Annotated in this window: 12 protein-coding genes and 1 other RNA gene; 3 read left to right on the top strand and 10 right to left on the bottom strand. The window is 67.8% G+C overall.

Features of this window, described 5'->3' with window-relative positions; genetic code table 11:
- Positions 1 to 2 precede the first annotated feature (2 nt).
- The 3 genes from C0R66_RS05315 to C0R66_RS05305 all read right to left on the bottom strand — a co-directional run bounded on the left by C0R66_RS05315 (position 3) and on the right by C0R66_RS05305 (position 3,930).
- Positions 3 to 1,220 carry a restriction endonuclease subunit S gene (locus tag C0R66_RS05315; RefSeq protein WP_101523823.1) on the bottom strand — a complete coding sequence of 406 codons (1,218 nt, stop codon included), beginning with the start codon at positions 1,218 to 1,220 and terminating at the stop codon, positions 3 to 5.
- On the bottom strand, positions 1,217 to 3,229 hold the full coding sequence (locus C0R66_RS05310; protein WP_199286828.1) for a class I SAM-dependent DNA methyltransferase: 2,013 nt from the start codon (positions 3,227 to 3,229) through the stop codon (positions 1,217 to 1,219). The genes C0R66_RS05315 and C0R66_RS05310 overlap by 4 nt, the downstream gene beginning before the upstream one ends.
- Positions 3,230 to 3,522: 293 nt before the next feature.
- Positions 3,523 to 3,930, bottom strand: a complete 408-nt coding sequence (locus C0R66_RS05305) for a hypothetical protein (RefSeq protein ID WP_101523822.1) — start codon at positions 3,928 to 3,930, stop codon at positions 3,523 to 3,525.
- 445 nt (positions 3,931 to 4,375) lie between these two features.
- Here C0R66_RS05305 and C0R66_RS05300 point away from each other — a divergent pair, with 445 nt between their 5' ends.
- Together C0R66_RS05300 and C0R66_RS05295 are read left to right on the top strand one after the other, a co-directional pair.
- Positions 4,376 to 6,190, top strand: a complete 1,815-nt coding sequence (locus C0R66_RS05300; RefSeq protein WP_101523821.1) for a hypothetical protein — start codon at positions 4,376 to 4,378, stop codon at positions 6,188 to 6,190.
- A gap of 131 nt (positions 6,191 to 6,321) precedes the next feature.
- On the top strand, positions 6,322 to 8,268 hold the full coding sequence (locus C0R66_RS05295) for a transposase (protein ID WP_101523820.1): 1,947 nt from the start codon (positions 6,322 to 6,324) through the stop codon (positions 8,266 to 8,268).
- Between the two features lie 140 nt (positions 8,269 to 8,408).
- Here C0R66_RS05295 and ssrA read toward each other — a convergent pair.
- Positions 8,409 to 8,778, bottom strand: a transfer-messenger RNA (tmRNA) gene (gene ssrA / locus C0R66_RS05290).
- Positions 8,779 to 9,025: 247 nt separating this feature from the next.
- Here ssrA and C0R66_RS05285 point away from each other — a divergent pair.
- Positions 9,026 to 10,312 (top strand): HNH endonuclease signature motif containing protein, encoded by a 1,287-nt coding sequence (locus tag C0R66_RS05285; protein ID WP_101523819.1) that lies wholly within the window; start codon positions 9,026 to 9,028, stop codon positions 10,310 to 10,312.
- An 18-nt stretch (positions 10,313 to 10,330) separates the two neighbouring features.
- On the opposite strand, the gene C0R66_RS05280 is transcribed toward C0R66_RS05285, so the two are convergent.
- The 6 genes from C0R66_RS05280 to prfB form a co-directional block, all read right to left on the bottom strand.
- Entirely contained in the window at positions 10,331 to 11,260 is a 930-nt protein-coding gene (locus C0R66_RS05280; RefSeq protein WP_241901584.1) for an amidohydrolase family protein, read from the bottom strand.
- 1 nt (position 11,261) lies between these two features.
- Positions 11,262 to 11,741 (bottom strand): SsrA-binding protein SmpB, encoded by a 480-nt coding sequence (smpB, locus tag C0R66_RS05275; RefSeq protein WP_101523817.1) that lies wholly within the window; start codon positions 11,739 to 11,741, stop codon positions 11,262 to 11,264.
- A gap of 76 nt (positions 11,742 to 11,817) precedes the next feature.
- Positions 11,818 to 13,101: a M23 family metallopeptidase gene (locus C0R66_RS05270; RefSeq protein WP_158647905.1), complete on the bottom strand. Its 1,284-nt coding sequence runs from the start codon at positions 13,099 to 13,101 to the stop codon at positions 11,818 to 11,820.
- A gap of 54 nt (positions 13,102 to 13,155) precedes the next feature.
- The gene (ftsX, locus tag C0R66_RS05265) at positions 13,156 to 14,067 is read right to left on the bottom strand and encodes a permease-like cell division protein FtsX (RefSeq protein WP_101523815.1); all 912 of its coding nucleotides are present in this window, start codon (positions 14,065 to 14,067) and stop codon (positions 13,156 to 13,158) included.
- 19 nt (positions 14,068 to 14,086) lie between these two features.
- Positions 14,087 to 14,776 carry a cell division ATP-binding protein FtsE gene (gene ftsE / locus C0R66_RS05260; protein WP_101523814.1) on the bottom strand — a complete coding sequence of 230 codons (690 nt, stop codon included), beginning with the start codon at positions 14,774 to 14,776 and terminating at the stop codon, positions 14,087 to 14,089.
- A 305-nt stretch (positions 14,777 to 15,081) separates the two neighbouring features.
- On the bottom strand, positions 15,082 to 16,200 hold the full coding sequence (gene prfB / locus C0R66_RS05255) for a peptide chain release factor 2 (protein WP_101523813.1): 1,119 nt from the start codon (positions 16,198 to 16,200) through the stop codon (positions 15,082 to 15,084).
- Positions 16,201 to 16,215 lie beyond the last annotated feature (15 nt).

The following is a 16,215-nucleotide window of genomic DNA, read 5'->3' as shown; positions in this document are numbered from 1 at the left end:
CTTTACCCGGTGCCATCTTGTACGACGGCGGCGGCCTCTGGCACGCGAATGCGACCAGAGAGCAACTCGGGCGACAGTGCGTCGCGTGTTGTGGTGAGCGCGGCTGACTCGCTCGCGAGTTGCCAGGAATGCTCAATCAGTCCACGCGCCGCGGCCAGCGCTGGCTCTGGATCGGAGGGGACTGAGAAGTCGAAGTCCAGCAGTGCTTCTCCGGGCAGTGCGGTCACGGTCGTTCCGGTCGCAAACCCCTTCGCACGGTCGCGGAACTCGGGTGATTGCAGCTCGGCCCACAGAAAGGGCGCGAGTTCCGAACGCTCACGGAACCGAAGAACCGAAGTGTGGTGCGTGTGCAGAGCCCCTTGCAGTGTCGTTGGGACGAGGAAACCTCGCCCGAGGATCTCCCGACTCTGGGTGAGGTCCGTATTGGCCACGACGAGGTCCCACGCCGCGAGGCGATGCTTCGGCTTGAAGTCGCCGGTGTAGTACTTCAGGCCGTCTGGCTTGAGCGCTCCCGACGTGGTGAAGTTCGCAAGGTTGACCATCGGGATTGCATCCGTCGCTGAGCCGTCATCGAGGCCCGAGCCCTTGTACGAAAGACCCTTATCGACGCCGGCGATGTCGCCGACGCGGATCGCTTCGGTTCCGCTGGCAAGCACCGTCGCAGCGAGCGCGAGTTCAAGGGTTGCCGCGCGGCGGTTGGACTCGATCTTGTCGTCGAGGGCGCCGAGGGTGGCGGCGATCGCACGTTGCTCCTCGACGGGAGGAAGGTCCAGTTCGATCTTGACCAACTCGGACTGTCTGATCCCGGCGACCGTGGTCCCAGTGGCTCGCGACAGCATCTGATGACGGGCGTCTCCGCCCCTCAGCGCGTAGAACAGGTAACGCCCGTGAAGGAGATCGGGTTTGCCGCGGAGACCGAAGAGTCGCTGACCGATCGCCCAATCCTGCTGCTCTGACAGGTATGCGACTTCCCCCGTTGGTGCTTCCGAGGTCAAGAGCACGTCCCCCGCCGCTAACGGCACCTTCATCCACCGTTCGTACATCTCGTTCGAGATGTAGTGGTGGTCGTTGTCGTCGACGCGGCTTCCCTTGATGTTGAGTGCGGACACCACGCGATGGCCGTCAGTCGTCCAATCGCCACCGAGTTTCTTCGGGGTCTTCCCACGGTGGTCAATGAGCGCAGCCAAAGCGTCGGCGAGCACGATGCGGCGGCGCGTCAAATTCGACCGTCCAGGCGACGATTTAGACCGTCCAGGCGACGACGCACCTCAACCTCGAGCTGACTTCCGCGGTCGAACTCCGCGTACAACTCCTCGGTCAGCCTCGTGATCTTGTCGACGATCAGCTCTTCATCGACCGCGGCTGCCTCGGCGCCCACATACCGCCCCGGAGTAAGCACAAAGCCGTGCGCCTTGATCTCGTCAAGGTCGGCTGCCATGGAGAAGCCGGGAACGTCCTCGTAAGGACCGTCATGGTTGCGCCAGGCGTGGTAGGCATCCGCGATTCGGGCGACGTCCTCGTTCGCCAGGACCCGCAAACGTCGCGTCTCCATCCGGCCGAGCTTGCGCGCGTCGATGAAGAGGACCTCGCCGTGGCGGTCGCGATGACCATTGCCACGGCGCTCCTTCGATACGAACCAGAGGCTGACCGGGATGCCGGTGTTGAAGAAGAGCCGGTCCGGCATGGCCACGATGCAGTCGACGAGGTCTGCCTCCACCAACTTGCGTCGGATCTCGCCTTCACCGCCCGACTTCGATGAGAGGGAGCCGTTGGCGAGGACGAACCCGGCCGTGCCCTTCGGGGAAAGGTGGTGGATGAAGTGCTGCACCCATGCGAAGTTGGCGTTGCCGGCGGGTGGAGTGCCGTACGTCCAGCGGGGATCGTCAGCAAGCTTGGCGTCCCACCAGTTGGAGACGTTGAAGGGCGGGTTGGCGAGGATGAAGTCGGCCCGCAGATCGGGGTGCAGGTCAGCAGTGAAGGTGTCGGCGGAGCGCTCGCCAAGGTCCGCTTCGATGCCACGAAGGGCGAGGTTCATCTTGGCCAGACGCCAGGTCGCATCGGTGTACTCCTGGCCATAGACCGAGATCTTGTCCGTGCTCCCACCGTGGGCCTTCACGAACTCCGCGGACTGAACGAACATGCCCCCGGAGCCGCATGCGGGGTCATACACGCGGCCTTCGAACGGTTCGAGCATCTCGACGAGGGTCTTGACCACGCTGCGGGGCGTGTAGAAGGCGCCGGCATCCTTGCCGGTCTCCTTGCCAGCGAACTGACCGAGAAAGTACTCGTACACCCGGCCGAGGACGTCGTCGGAGCCGTGGTCGTCGGTCTCGGTGAACCCGATTGAGCCGATCAGATCGACCAACTGCCCCAGGCGGCCCTTGTCGAGGCCTTCTCGTCCGTAGTTCCGCGGTAGGACACCGCGGATGACTGGGTTCTCCTTCTCGATCAGGTCCATCGCGGTGTCAATGTCGGTCCCGATGGTGGGGAGCTTCGCTCGTGCCTGGATCGACTCCCAGCGGGCGTCCTCCGGCACCCAGAAGACGTTCTCGGCGGTGTACTCGTCGCGCGCCTCGAGGAACTCGCCGATCCGGTTCTCGGGCATCCCGTCCGCGACAAGCTCGGCCTCGAGTTCTCGGCGTCGCGCCTCGAACCGGTCGGAGATGTACTTCAGGAAGACCAAACCGAGGACGACGTGCTTGTACTCGCTGGGTTCCTGGTTGCCGCGCAGCGCGTCAGCTGCCTCCCACAGCCGCTGCTCAAGAGTCTTGCTGTCCTTCACAGGCTTGGTTGCCCTGGGCTTTCCAGCGCGAGCGGCGGGAGAGCCCTGTGCCAGAGCGGGGGTCGGCGCCGATCCGCCAGGCTCGCCCCGCTGATCGCTGATGCGCCGGACCGAGCCGCCGCGGCCGCGGCCAACGGCAATCTCGCCGGTGGCGAGCAGCAGGGCCTTCGACGTGTCGTAGCGCCGTTCGCTCTTCCAGCCGAGCTGCTCACGGGCGCGCTGGTTTCCAATGGTCGAACCGTCCTCGGGGATGACGGCCCAGAGAGCTTCAGCGTCAACCGACGCCTTGGTCCGGCCGACCCTCCCCCCCTCGGCGACCAAGTGACCCGCGTCCAGCAACTCAAGGGTCGCTTCGGCGCCCCAACGGGTCTCGAGAGGTCCCCTGTTCTTCAGGGTCCCGGGTTCCAAGTCGATGAGGTCGTTCCACACGTCTTCCCGGATTGGCATGGGTTCATCTTGGCCCATCATCCTTGTGTCGACAGCCGAAGCCACGACCAAGCGGACAGACGACGTAATATCACCTCCTCATGGTCGCCTGGCCAGCTCGCTCGTGGCTTCACGCGGCTGCGTGCTCTGTTGAGTTCTCAAGGTGCCTGCCGAACCGGATCTGACTGCGTGCCCGGCGGCGAGCATCACCGTCCGTCAATGGCCTCGGAAGCGCAGTCACTCCCACTCGGGGCCAGCCGCACGCGTCGAGGGGTCGGAGAACCAGTCTGGTTCTCCGACCCCTCGCGTCTATCTCAGGCTGCTTCGTCGATCACCCGCATGGCCCACGCGTACTCGGCGGGCATGGAGTCGGGAATCGCCTTGGCGCGTTGGCAGATCAGGCAGTCAGAAGGCGGGACATGTCCGGCGGCGTGCAACAAGCTGGCTTCCCAGCCCGCCAGCCTGTCGAGCAGGGCGGCTCCGTCAGGGATGTCGGAGAGGATGGCTGCCTCATTGGCCTCGAGGAGCTCCAAGAGCTCCTCGCACTCGGGGAGTTGACCTCCGAGCGTGCCGTGGGCGGTGACGGTCGCGCAGCGGCGGATCGTCTCCACCCAGTTGCGGATCAGCACCACCTCGGCGGCGAACGTCCGGACGCCGGCCCTGTCAGTGCCGGTGTTGGTCACGCTCGCGGGGACGAGCTGTGACGGCTGGTTCTTCATCATGTGGCTCCAGCTGGCTCACCGCAGCGTCGGGCCGTTTGCCCCGACGTCTGCGGGGGTCTGAATCGTTTGTGACCCGGGGTCACCAGTTGGGGCTGCCTTGCAGCTCACAGCGGCAGCCGAATCTGTCTTCTCCCCCACGAGAGAACGCGGGCGGCAGTGATTGGCACCCTCGGGGCAACTCGGGACGGTCCGCCGCATGAGCAAGCCGAAGAAGACCCAGAACATCGTCCCTACTACCGGCACCACCACACAGGATTGGCATGGCCGCGCCGCCGGCGACCTCAGCACCTGGGCAGATGACTACAACCCCCGAAGCGAGCGTGCGGCGGCTGTCTGGAATGGGCACCGCGCCGAGCTCGAGCCCTGGATCTCAGCTGCACCAGCTGCCGGCGTCACCGAGGCACGTCGCATCGCAAGCGCCGTCCTTGAGCTCCTCGCTTGGGCTATGCCCCTGGTCAACGACCTGGACGAGGGGCTGTCCGAGGACTCCCTCCAACGGTTCCTGCGCGCCAACCCCACCAGCCTGGGGGACGGCGCTCTGGGCAACGTCCGGGCTCGGGTACGGCGGGTACTGAAGACCCGGGCCAGCCTGAACGCCGGATCCTCCTCGGCCGAAGCAGCGAGCAGCGTCCAGGTCTTAGGCACCGAAGACCGTCAGTCGCGCACCTCGGACAAGCCCACGTCGCCCGATGCCGCCGTGCTGGTGTACTCCGACGAGACGTGGTCGCTCCTCCTCTCCGCCGCCAAGCAGGACGCAGTTCTCGCTGCGTCCCTGTGTAGCCCGGAGGACGTCAGCGCCTCCGAGTGGGCGCACGCGCGCGCCGTCGCCACGGGACTGGCTGTCGATCTGAGCAAGTCCCAGGTACGGCGGACGCAGCACGTGCACGCCCTGAGCCACCCCATGCGGGAGTCCCTGGCCGAGACGCTCCGCGGCATCGGCGCGACTCGTCGCACCGCCACCGAAGCAGCGCCGTTGTTGCCGACGGTCGACGACGCGCTCTACCGCGAGATCTTGCGTGAAGGGACGGGACCCATGGCTGGGCCTCGTAGCGACGAAGCAGTCCTTCTCGGCGACTGCACCACGGCGTCACGCAGGCACGGTGACGACGACCTCGAGGCGACAACCGAGGCCGACGCACTCGTCCACCCAGCACCCGGAGGTCCGTCCAACGTGTCCATCAGCCCACAGTCCCCGGCACGAGAGAACCACCACCCCGAGACCCTCAACGAGCCCGCTGCTCCTGCTCCCCGCCGCCGGAAGCCGTCAGCGCGCCAGATGCGGCTCGCACTGGCCGCAGCCAACGCTGACCGTCAAGCCAGGGCAGCATCCCTGCCGGAGTCCATGCAGACATTCATCCGCGAGGAGTACATCCCGCTCGAGCCGGTCCGGTCGCAGTGGGACCACCTCAAGAGCGCAGTCGAGACCACGCTGGCCGCTTCCTCGGTGCGTGGTGACGACAGCATGCGAAAGCACGTGACGCACCTGGCGTACTTCTTCCACTGGGTCCGCACCGTCGAACTCCCGCTTCAGCCCTCGGTACTCACCCGGACGAACGTAAGCCGCTACGACACCGAGGTGCTCGTCGACGCCGGCCGGGCCACCCGTCAGACCCGTCGCTCGCGGCTGATGGCCATGGCCGACCAGATCCATCCCGACGAGGCTCCGGTCAAGGGGCCTCCGCTGGCTCACCGCACTGTCGCCCCGCCGTACTCCCTGGCGGAGATGGCGGTGATCCGGCGGGTGGCCCGCGTCCAGCCCAGCGACCTCCTGGTGCGCCAGATGTGTCTGCTCGTCGGACTCGGGGCCGGCGCTGGCATCGACTCGACCGACCTCAAGCGGCTCGAAGGCGACGACGTGATCGACCACGGCCCCGACACGGGCATCGAGGTCCACGTGACCAACCTCCGCAGGACGAAGGACAACACCGAGAACCGGCATCACCGAAAGGTCTGGGTCCTGCGCGAGTACGAGGACCTGGTACGCATCGGCATCAAAGGCGCCAAGCGTGGGCGCCTGCTGCTCGGTCGCGATGCCGAGCGCGCCAACGTCGCCGCCGCCGTCTTCTCCCGAGCCGTCCTGAGCAAGGAGGTCCCGGACCTGGCTCAGGCACGGCTGCGCTCCACGTGGCTGGCCACCCACCTGCAGCGCACCACTCCCCTGCACGTGCTGCTGCAGGCAGCCGGCCTGACCACGGCTCGCTCTCTCGTCGAACTCATGGAGCACCTGCCTGCCGAAGGGGACGTGCGAGGTATGCGCTGACACCGGGGGCCGCCGGCGTGACGGACCTCACCCGTCTCGCCGGCGGCCCAGCCGGTGTCGCGATTGCCCCGGTTCAACGGGTCCTCACGGTCCCGGTCGTCATTCAACCCACGACGACAGGACCCACTCCCATGTCCAGCTCCACGCCCACGAAGAACTCGAACACCGCAGAGGGAATCGACCCGGACTTCGCGTCTCTCCTCACGACGCATGACATCAAGGAGCCCAATATCTCCGCCATCGTTCGTCTCCACCCGAACCTCCTGGCCCAGCTCGACGCCGCCTTCCGACGCCACCACTGGCTCGTGAAAACGACCGGAGTCGGAGAGGTCCTGGACCGCCACTGCCGCAGCTCCAACCGCGGCCGCAAGAAGGCGGGACTGGACGGCGCCCTCTACTACGCCCTCCAACTCACCGCCGTCTTCACCACCGGACAGGCCACCATCGAGCAGATGTACGTCGTCGCCCAGTCGCTCCCTCTCCCCACCCGAATCGAGTTCGGGATCGTCGTCTACAAGGACAAGAAGAAGGTCCGAGAGCTCACCCGCAAGCAGCTCTACACAATGACCGAAGGCCTCGGGAGGAACCTCTCCTACACGACCGACTGCCTCACCGACGCCGAGCGGCAACTCCCCCACGCAGACCAGCGGGCGATTCTGCAGACCCGGCAGGCCGAACGCCACGCAGTGGTCACCGATTTCGTCACCCGCCTGCTCAAGGGGACGCACCTCATCAACATCGAGCACGGCACCTACGCCATCGACGACACCAGCATCTGGGCATGGTCCAAGGCTCCTCACAGCTCTCGACACCTGGGAGGCGGCCAAGACCGGCCCCTCGCCGACGAAGACACCGCTGACGTGCCGCCGCACGACTCTTCCCGCGCCGCGGAAGCACAGGACAACGCGACCCCGGGCGACGTGGAGGACCCGGACCCCGATGGAACACCGGACGCAACCGAGGTCAAGGGAGAGCACAAGGAGCGGCAGGATCCTGCACCGTGGCTCTGTCCCGACGCCGCATGGGGTGGGAAGACGGCCAAGAGCGGCGCGCAGGTCGGCATCTACGGTTACAAGGCCCACGTCATCGTCAACACCAACGACCCGGCAGGCAAGCAGGCGCTCCCCGTCCTGATCCAGGCGCTCGAGCTCACCCCGGCGAACGAGGACGTCGTCGACGTCTCCCTGCGCCTCATCGACCAGATCCGGGCACGCGCACCCTTCGTCCGGCTCATCGGCGACCGACACTACGGCTACAAGCGATTCGACCGATGGGCCATGGAGCTGTGGCGACGGCGGATCCACCAGGTTCTCGATCTGCGTGCCGACAAGCCCGGCGTCATGGACCAGTACGGGTCCAAGGTGATCGACGGCCGCCCCCACTGCCCCAGGATGGGCGCTCACCTGGAGACGCTGGTGCCGTCTGACGAACCCGAGAAGCAGACCGAGTTCAGGCAGCAGATCGCGGAACGAGAGAAGTTCGCGTTGCGCATGGTCAAGGGCCCCTTGGCTTCGCCGGGCAAGACGGCAGCAGGTGAGCACGATCCCAAGTTGGGAATCACCCGGTGGCAGTGTCCTGCCGTCGCCGGCACCGTCGGATGCCCTCTCCGCCCGGGCACCGTGGGATTGGCCCGACAGGCGGGGGCACCCGTCGTACCGCACCCCCCTGAGGCCGAGGTCGACCAGGATCTTCCGCGGTGCTGCACCCAGCAGACTATCCAGATCGAGTCCGGCACGCCCATGAAGTACCTGCAGGAGGAGTACTGGGGCAGCAAGGAGTGGGGACTCATCTACGCCCTGCGCTCCGCCGTCGAGGCCGTCTTCGGCAACATCAAGAACCGCGGCACCGAGGACGTCCGACGAGGGTTCGTCCAGGTCGTCGGCCTGCCACTCGTGACGCTTGCCGTCGCTGCAGCAGCCGCCTGCCACAACATCCGCATCCTGGAGAAGCACGGCCGCGAATCAGGCGAGCAGTTCGCCAGTCCGCTGATGAACCACCCCGTCGACGGAGAACTCATCGAGAGCCTCGTGCTCCGCGGCGACGAGGTCTTCGAGCACCTCGAGCGAACCGCCGCATGAGAACACCCGCCTGAGGAGCCAAAAGGGCCCCCACCACGAACGTGGTGGGGCCCTTCTGTAGCTAGAGGGGGCTGGTGAGGGCCTCCCGAACCGTGTCCCATTTCGGGAAACGGTTCGGGTCCATTTCGGGAAAGCCCTCGTGGTGGAGCTGCGGGGAATCGAACCCCGGTCCTCGAGCGCCGATCCAGGTCTTCTCCGGGTGCAGTCAGTGTTGTCGCTTTTCTCGGCCCCGGCGCTCGCACAGACACGTCGCCGACAGGCCCAGTCAGGAAAAAGTCCCGATCACCCCTCCTGACAGGAAGCGATCAGCAAGTCCCCTAGATGAGGCCTGGATCCGGGACGGAGACGGATGCCCGGTCAGACCCTTCGATCACTGCTCAGGCAGCGAGAGCGAAGTCGTTGCGATTAGAGTTGGCAACTGTGTTTTCCAGCGATCGTTTACGAGATGGCGCTGGCTTCTCGACCCGCTTCTCCTGGAACTAACGTCCCAAGTCGAAACCGATCAGCCCCTCTTGAGTTGTGTCGTGCAGTCTACGGTGCCCAACCGGCAAAGCACGACCGGTATTCCACCGCGGGCGTGCCACGGGAACCCTTGCGCATCTATTCGAACAGATGTACGATCGAATCAGTGCACCGGGCTGCCGGTGCCGGACGGGGTGACCACGGTCTCCTGGCATGGATAGGCCCTCGATGATGCGCGGCTCCTCGCCGTTGCTGTCGACGGATTCACTGTCGTCCTCATGCCAGGAGCCGGTCCATGGACCCTTCGTCCTCAACTGAACACCCCGTGCTGGCGTGCACCAACGCGATCGTGGCGGCGCTGCGGGAGGTCGCCGGTGTGGACCCGCTCTTCATGACCGTGGCCCAGAAACGACAGGCACTCCTCGCCCTGGATCAGGCGACGACCCGGCTGCACGCCCTCCAGCTCCGGGTCACCGCTGCGTCTGCCGACGTCGCCGACTCCGAGGGACACCGCGACATCGCAGCCTGGCTCACCGCGCGCACCCGCGGCCATCGAGCCACCCATCGGCGCACCCAGTGCCTGGCCAACGCCATCGAGCACCGGTGGCACGCCCTCGGCGGAGCGCTGGACGAGGGCCGGGTCAACCCGGACCAGGGGCACGCCATCGCTCGCGCCCTGGACGACCTCCCCACCGACCCCGCCAGCGGCGTCACCCCGGCGATCCGGCAGCAGGCCGAATCCCACCTGATCGCCGAGGCACGCCACTTCGGCCCCACGGAGCTACGGCGTCTGGGCGCCAAGATCCTCGAGGTCGTGGCGCCGGACCTCTTCGAGGACACCGAGCGCAAGAAGCTCCTGGACCAGGAGCGCAGAGCCCGCACCGGATGCACGATGTCGATCCGCGACCTCGGCGACGGCACTGCCCTGGTCAAGGCTCGCGTCCCGGTGTCCGTCGCCACCCGACTCCAGAGCACGCTCGAGGCCTTCACCTCCCCGCGCCAGCGAGGCACGGGGTCGTCCAACACCGGAGCATCCGGCACAGGCGCGTCCAGCCTGCTCGGCGAGAAGGTGCCGTACCCCACGAGGCTCGGCCGGGCGTTCTGCGCGCTGCTGGAGGGGCTCGACCCGAGCCGGCTCCCGCTGCACGGTGGCGACGCCACCACGCTGGTCCTCACCATGGACCTGACCGCCCTGCTGGAGGGCCTCGGGACCGCCACCCTGCAGAACGGCGAGCGGATCAGCGCCGGAGAGGCCCGGCGGCTCGCCTGCACCGCGAAGCTGGTGCCCGCCGTCCTGGGCACCGCCTCGGAGCCACTCGACCTCGGCCGTAGTGCGCGACTCTTCAGCCCCGCGCAACGCCGGGCCCTGGCGGTGCGCGACCAGACCTGCCGAGCGGCGGACTGCGACATCCCCGCCACCTGGTGCGAGGCCCACCACCTCACGCCCTGGAGCGCCGGTGGTGCCACCGACCTGGCCGACGGCGTGCTGCTGTGCAGCCACCATCATCACCGCATCCACGATGACCGGTACCTGCACGAACGCCTCCCCAACGGGGATATCCGCTATGCCCGGCGCCGATAGGAGCCGGCCTGGCCTTAGTCAGCGCTGGAACAGTGCTGCGCCGTTCTCCCAGCAGACCGCACGCAACCAGTCGTGCCCGAGGTCGAGCCGCTCCAGCGACTCGAGCTGGTGCAGGTAGGGGTAGGGGATGTTCGGGAAGTCGGAGCCGAGCAGCACCTTGTCCCCCAGGTCCGCCAGCCGCGGCAGCAGGTCTGGCGGATACACCCCGCCCATGCCGGCGAAGAAGTCGGTGAACGCCATGGTGGTGTCGAGTCGGACCCGCTCGTACGACTCCGCGAGCGCCAGGAACTCGGCGTACTCCGGGGCGCCCATGTGAGCGATGACCAGCGCCAGGCGTGGGTGCCGCCCCAGCAGCTCGGCCACCGGCCCCGGTCCCGTGTACGGCGTGGCGATGGGACCGGAGCCCGCGTGCAGGACCACCGGCGTCCCAGCCTCGGCCAGCACGCCCCACGCCCGGTCCAGCAGCGGGTCCGTGACATGGAAGGCGCCCACCTGCACGTGGACCTTGAAGACCTCCGCGCCGGACTCGAGGCGCCTGCGCACGTAGTCGGCCGCTTCCGGCTCGGGGAAGAACGTGGCGCAGTGCAGTGCTTCCGGGGTGCGGCTGGCGAAGCCCGCTGCCCAGTCGTTGAGGAACTCCGCCATGTCGGGCTTGTGGGCGTAGGGCAGCGCGGTGAAGTGCCGCAGCCCGAAGGAGCGCAGCACCTCGACCAGCGCCTCCTCGGTGTCCCGGTAGCGCAGCGGCCACGGCCGCCCGATCAGCGGACCGGCACTGTCGAACTGCGCCCGGACCTTCTCGATCACCCGCGGCGGCAGGAAGTGCGTGTGGACGTCGAACAGCCCCGGCAGCCCTTGACGGCGGCTCCAGTCCCGCACCTGCGCGGCCTCGGCGACGAGCACCGCGCCCGTGGCCGGCGGGGTGGGAGCAGCTGGAGCCTCGTGCGCCACGTCAGTCCTTGAACCCCTTGAGCCGACGCTGGACTGCCTGCTCCTTCTCACGGTTCGCCTGGCGCTCCGCGAGGGAGTGCCGCTTGTCGTAGGCCTTCTTGCCCTTGGCCAGGGCGATCTCGACCTTGGCGCGCCCGTCCTTGAAGTACAGCTGCAGCGGGACCAGCGTGTAGCCGGAGTCGGAGACCTTGCGCTCGATCTTGGCGATCTCGGCGCGATTCAGCAGCAGCTTGCGCTTGCGGCGCGAGGCGTGGTTGGTCCAGGTGCCCTGGGTGTACTCGGGGATGTGGACCTGGTGGAGCCACACCTCTCCCCCGTCGACCTCGGCGAAGCCGTCGACCAGGGAGGCTCGACCCTGCCGCAGGGACTTGACCTCGGTGCCGACCAGGACGATGCCCGCCTCCCACGTGTCGTCGATGTGGTAGTCGTGACGCGCCTTCTTGTTCTGCGCGATCGGCTTGGTGCCCTGCTCCTTGGCCATGGGGACATCCTCTCAAGCGCGTCCAGGGGATTGGCGGCGGGCGGCTACCGCGGCCCAGGAGCAACAGCCGCGGACCTCACAGCCAGTTGCGCGGGTCGACGGTGCTGCCGTTCGCCATCACCGTGAAGTGCAGGTGGCAGCCGGTGGACCAGCCGGAGTCACCGACGTACCCGATGACCTGGCCGCGGGTCACCCTGGCACCGACCCCGACGGTGTAGCTGGTGGCGTGGTTGTAGATCGTGGCTAAACCGACCCCGGAGACCGCTCCGTGGTCGATCACCAGGCGGCGGCCGTAGACGGTGCTGGAGTAGGAGGAGACCACGCGGCCGTCGGCTCCGGCGTACAGCGGCTGCCCGCAGCCGGCTGCCCAGTCCTGGCCGTCATGCAGTCCCCAGTAGCCGTAGATCGGGTGGGTCCGGTAGCCGTACGGCGAGGAGAGGGTCCCGCCGACCGGGGAATCGAGGAAGCCGCCGGAGTTGCCCGGCGACGCCGGGCCCTGGTCGCGCTGCTTGGCACGCTGAGCCCGGAGCGCAGCGAGAGCACGACGACGCAGCATGTCGCTGATCTTCGCCTCCTCCTGCTCCAGGTCCGCCAAGGCAGCCTCGTCGGCCCGCTTGGCGCGCACCGCCGCACGCTGAGCGGTGGCACGCGCCCCCACGAGGGAGACGACGGACGCCTTCGCCGCTGCGGCCTCTGCCTCCAGGCTCTGCATCACGACGAGGTGGTCGGCCGCTGCCTGGCGCTTGAGCGCCACCGCCTCCTTCGCGTCCTCGACCTGCTGCTCGCGCATCTTCAGCAGCACCTTCGCCGCCTGCAGCTCCTGGTAGACCCGGGCCTCACGGTCCACGATGCCGTCGCGCAGCTCGTTCTGCCTGGTGAGGTCGGCCGGTGTCTGGGAGTCCAGCAGCGAGGCGAACGCCAGGAGCTGGGGGTCTCCCTGCTGGTAGAAGTCGGTGACCGTGGCGGTGACCTGCTCCTGCTGCTCGTTCATCAGGCCACGGCCCAGCGCGAGGTCCGTCTGCGCCTGCTCCAGGGCAGCCGTGGCCTCGTCGAGCTCGACCTGCATCTGCGCGTCGCGCACCGCGGCGTCCGCCGCCTTGCCCTCAGCGGCCGCGAGCGCCACCTGGGCACCAGCCAGCTGGTCCCGTGCCGCCGCGAGCTTGGCAGTGGCGCGCTGCATGCTGCGGCTGGAGGCGTGCAGGTCGGACTGGGCGGACTTGATGTCCTTCTGGACCTTGCGCTGCTTGTCCTTGAGGTCGTCGGCGTACGCCGAGGGGATGGTGGACACACCGACGGCCATGGTGGCGGCCAACGCGGCTGACACCATCCGTCGGCGCGCGGTACGGGGGAAGTGACGCACCAGGCTGCCTTAGGTGTTCGGGGAAGTGAACCCGTCGACCGTATCGGAGCGAGGTCAGACTTTGAGGTATTTGCGGGTCAGCACGAGTGTCGGCAGCACGGTGAGGATCGGTCCGAGGACCGCGACGGCCAGCACGGCGATGCCGTACTCGCCCGTGCCGATCCAGGGCATGAACTTCAGGTCGTCGCCCGCGCGCTCGTGGATGCCGAACCACATGAACGCCGCCAGAGCGCCGGAGGCGAGCACCACCCCCGCGAGCGCGGTCACCAGGGCCTCCAGCAGGAACGGCAGCGCGATGTAGAGCGTGGAGGCTCCGACCAGCCGCATGATCCCGATCTCCTTGCGGCGGGCGAAGGCTGCGAGCCGGATCGTGTTGCCCACCAGCAGCAGCGCGGCCAGCACCAGGAATGCGGCGGTGCCCAGCGCGCCCCACTTCAGGGCGTTGATCGAGCCGTAGATCGGCGCGAGGGTCTCGCGCATGTCCCGGATGCCGGAGACCCCGTCCAGCCCGCGCACCGCGGACATGATGCCGTCGTACTGCTCGGGGTCGTTGAGCTCGATCCAGACCGACTCGGGCATGTCGTCGGCCGTCGCGGCCGGGTTGGGACCCTCGAAGCGCTCAGGACCGAGGAGCTCCTTGACCTTGCCGAACGCCTCCTCCTTGGACTCCAGGTGGTAGTCGGCCACCTCGGGGTTCTCCTCGACGACCTTGACGATGGCGTCGCGCTGCGCGCCGGTCACCTCGCCGGTGCAGGCGGCGTTGGAGTCCTTGGCCTTGCACAGCCACACGGTGATCTGCAGCTGGCTGCCCCAGTGGTCGGCGGCCTTGTTGGCCTGCTGGTTCAACAGCACGCCGAGACCGACCAGGGTGAGGGAGACGAACAGGGTCAGGATGACGGCGAGGTGCATGGACAGGTTGCGTCGCAGCCCCTGTCCGAGCTCGGAGAAGACGTACCGCAGCTGCATGGTGTGGGAGTACCTCTCGTCAGTTCTGGGCGCCGTAGACGCCCTGGGCCTGGTCGCGGATCACGCGGCCGTGCTCGAGCTCGATGACACGCTTGCGCATCTGGTCCACGATGCCGGCATCGTGGGTCGCCATCACCACGGTGGTACCGGTCCGGTTGATCCGGTCCAGCAGCTTCATGATGCCCACCGACGTGGTGGGGTCCAGGTTGCCGGTGGGCTCGTCGGCGATGAGGATCATCGGCCGGTTGACGAACGCGCGGGCCACGGCGACGCGCTGCTGCTCGCCGCCGGAGAGCTCATCAGGCATCCGGTCGCCCTTGCCGTCGAGGCCGACCAGCTCGAGCGTCTCCGGCACCAGGTCCTTGATGTCGGCACGCGAGCGGCCGATCACCTGCAGGGCGAAGGCGACGTTCTCGGTCACGGTCTTGTTGGGCAGCAGCCGGAAGTCCTGGAACACGGTGCCGATGTCCCGGCGCAGCCGCGGCACCTTCCAGCTCGCGAGGCGGTTGATCTCCTTGCCAGCCACGTAGACGCGACCCGAGCTCGGCCGGTACTCGCGGAGCACCAGGCGCAGGAACGTCGACTTGCCGGAGCCCGACGATCCCACCAGGAAGACGAACTCGCCCTTCTCGATATCGACCGAGACCTGGTCGAGAGCGGGATGGGCGTGTCCGGGATAGGCCTTGGTGACCTTCTCGAATCGAATCACGTGGACCGAGGGTACGCGAGGGGACCAGTCCCTGCCGCCGCCCCGCCGAAAGGGTCCCGCTGGGTGTTGCGAGGCCCACATCGCCGCCGTTGATGCCGGCTCTGCGCGGACCCCGCAGGGCACCGCGGTCCGCCCAGCGGATGGCAGGAGCCAGCGTAGTCAAATCTCAAGGCGGACCGGGGCTACGGCCCGCCGGCCCTGGTCGAGCCCGACCTGCGCAGGCGCTAGCTGACTGCGCCGGACGTCGTGCGGAGCACACGGGGATGGCTCCGTACCACGTCCTGGTGCGGACTAGCTGGTGCGGACTAGCTGGCCTCGTCCTGGTCGGTGCCGCGGCGCCAGCGGATGCCGGCCTCGAGGAAGCCGTCGAGGTCGCCGTCGAAGACCGCGCTCGGGTTGCCGACCTCGTAGCCGGTCCGCAGGTCCTTGACGATCTGGTAGGGGTTGAGCACGTAGTTGCGCATCTGGTCGCCCCAGCTGGCCTGCACGTCGCCGCGCATCTCGTCCAGGTGCGCCTTCTCCTCGGCCTTCTTGCGGGCCAGCAGCTTGGCCTTGAGCACCACCATGGCGCTGGCCTTGTTCTGCAGCTGGCTCTTCTCGTTCTGGCAGGAGACGACGGTGCCCGTGGGCAGGTGGGTCAGTCGCACCGCGGAGTCGGTGGTGTTGACTGACTGGCCGCCCGGGCCGCCGGAACGGTAGACGTCGACGCGGATCTCCTCGTCGGGGATCTCGATCTCGTCGGTCTGCTCCAGCACCGGGACCACCTCGACGGCGGCGAAGCTGGTCTGGCGGCGGCCCTGGTTGTCGAAGGGGCTGATCCGCACCAGGCGGTGGGTGCCGGCCTCGACGGAGAGGTTGCCGTAGGCGTACGGCGCGTGGATGGCGAAGGTGGCGGACTTGAGCCCGGCCTCCTCGGCGTAGGAGGTCTCGAAGACCTCCACGGGGTAGTTGTGCTGCTCGGCCCAGCGGGTGTACATCCGCATCAGCATCTCGGCGAAGTCCGCGGCGTCCACTCCCCCGGCACCGGAGCGGATGGAGACCAGGGCCTCTCGCTCGTCGTACTCACCGGAGAGCAGGGTGCGGATCTCCAGCGACTCCACGGCCTTCTGGATCCTGCCCAGCTCCTTCTCGGCGTCGGCGAGCGACTCCGCGTCGCCCTCCTCCTGGCTGAGCTCGAGCATGATCTCCAGGTCGTCGATGCGGTCCGAGAGTGCCATGAACCGGTCCACGGTGCCCTGGAGCGTCGACAGACGGCCGGTCACCCGGGTGGCGTTCGCCTGGTCGTCCCACAGGTCGGGGGCCGCCACCTGGTCCCCGAGGTCGGCGATCTCCCGACGCATCTTGTCCAGGTCGAGCACCTGCTCGATGGTGTGCATGGTCGCCTGGAGCTGCTTGATCTGCGCGTCGAAATCTGGGCCTGCCACGGCGGCAACACTACG

It is taken from the genome of Nocardioides houyundeii (assembly GCF_002865585.1).
Lineage (GTDB): Bacteria > Actinomycetota > Actinomycetes > Propionibacteriales > Nocardioidaceae > Nocardioides > Nocardioides houyundeii.
Note: the sequence above shows the minus strand (reverse complement) of the source record. Positions and strands in the feature narration are given on the sequence as shown.

Bases quoted from the DNA above. Each gene is read 5' to 3' on its own strand.
- C0R66_RS05285 (WP_101523819.1), top strand. From the start codon at position 9,026: ATGGACCCTTCGTCCTCAACTGAACACCCCGTGCTGGCGTGCACCAAC.
- C0R66_RS05310 (WP_199286828.1), bottom strand. From the start codon at position 3,229: ATGCCAATCCGGGAAGACGTGTGGAACGACCTCATCGACTTGGAACCC.
- C0R66_RS05300 (WP_101523821.1), top strand. From the start codon at position 4,376: ATGCCCCTGGTCAACGACCTGGACGAGGGGCTGTCCGAGGACTCCCTC.
- C0R66_RS05295 (WP_101523820.1), top strand. From the start codon at position 6,322: ATGTCCAGCTCCACGCCCACGAAGAACTCGAACACCGCAGAGGGAATC.
- smpB (WP_101523817.1), bottom strand. From the start codon at position 11,741: ATGGCCAAGGAGCAGGGCACCAAGCCGATCGCGCAGAACAAGAAGGCG.
- C0R66_RS05305 (WP_101523822.1), bottom strand. From the start codon at position 3,930: ATGATGAAGAACCAGCCGTCACAGCTCGTCCCCGCGAGCGTGACCAAC.
- ftsX (WP_101523815.1), bottom strand. From the start codon at position 14,067: ATGCAGCTGCGGTACGTCTTCTCCGAGCTCGGACAGGGGCTGCGACGC.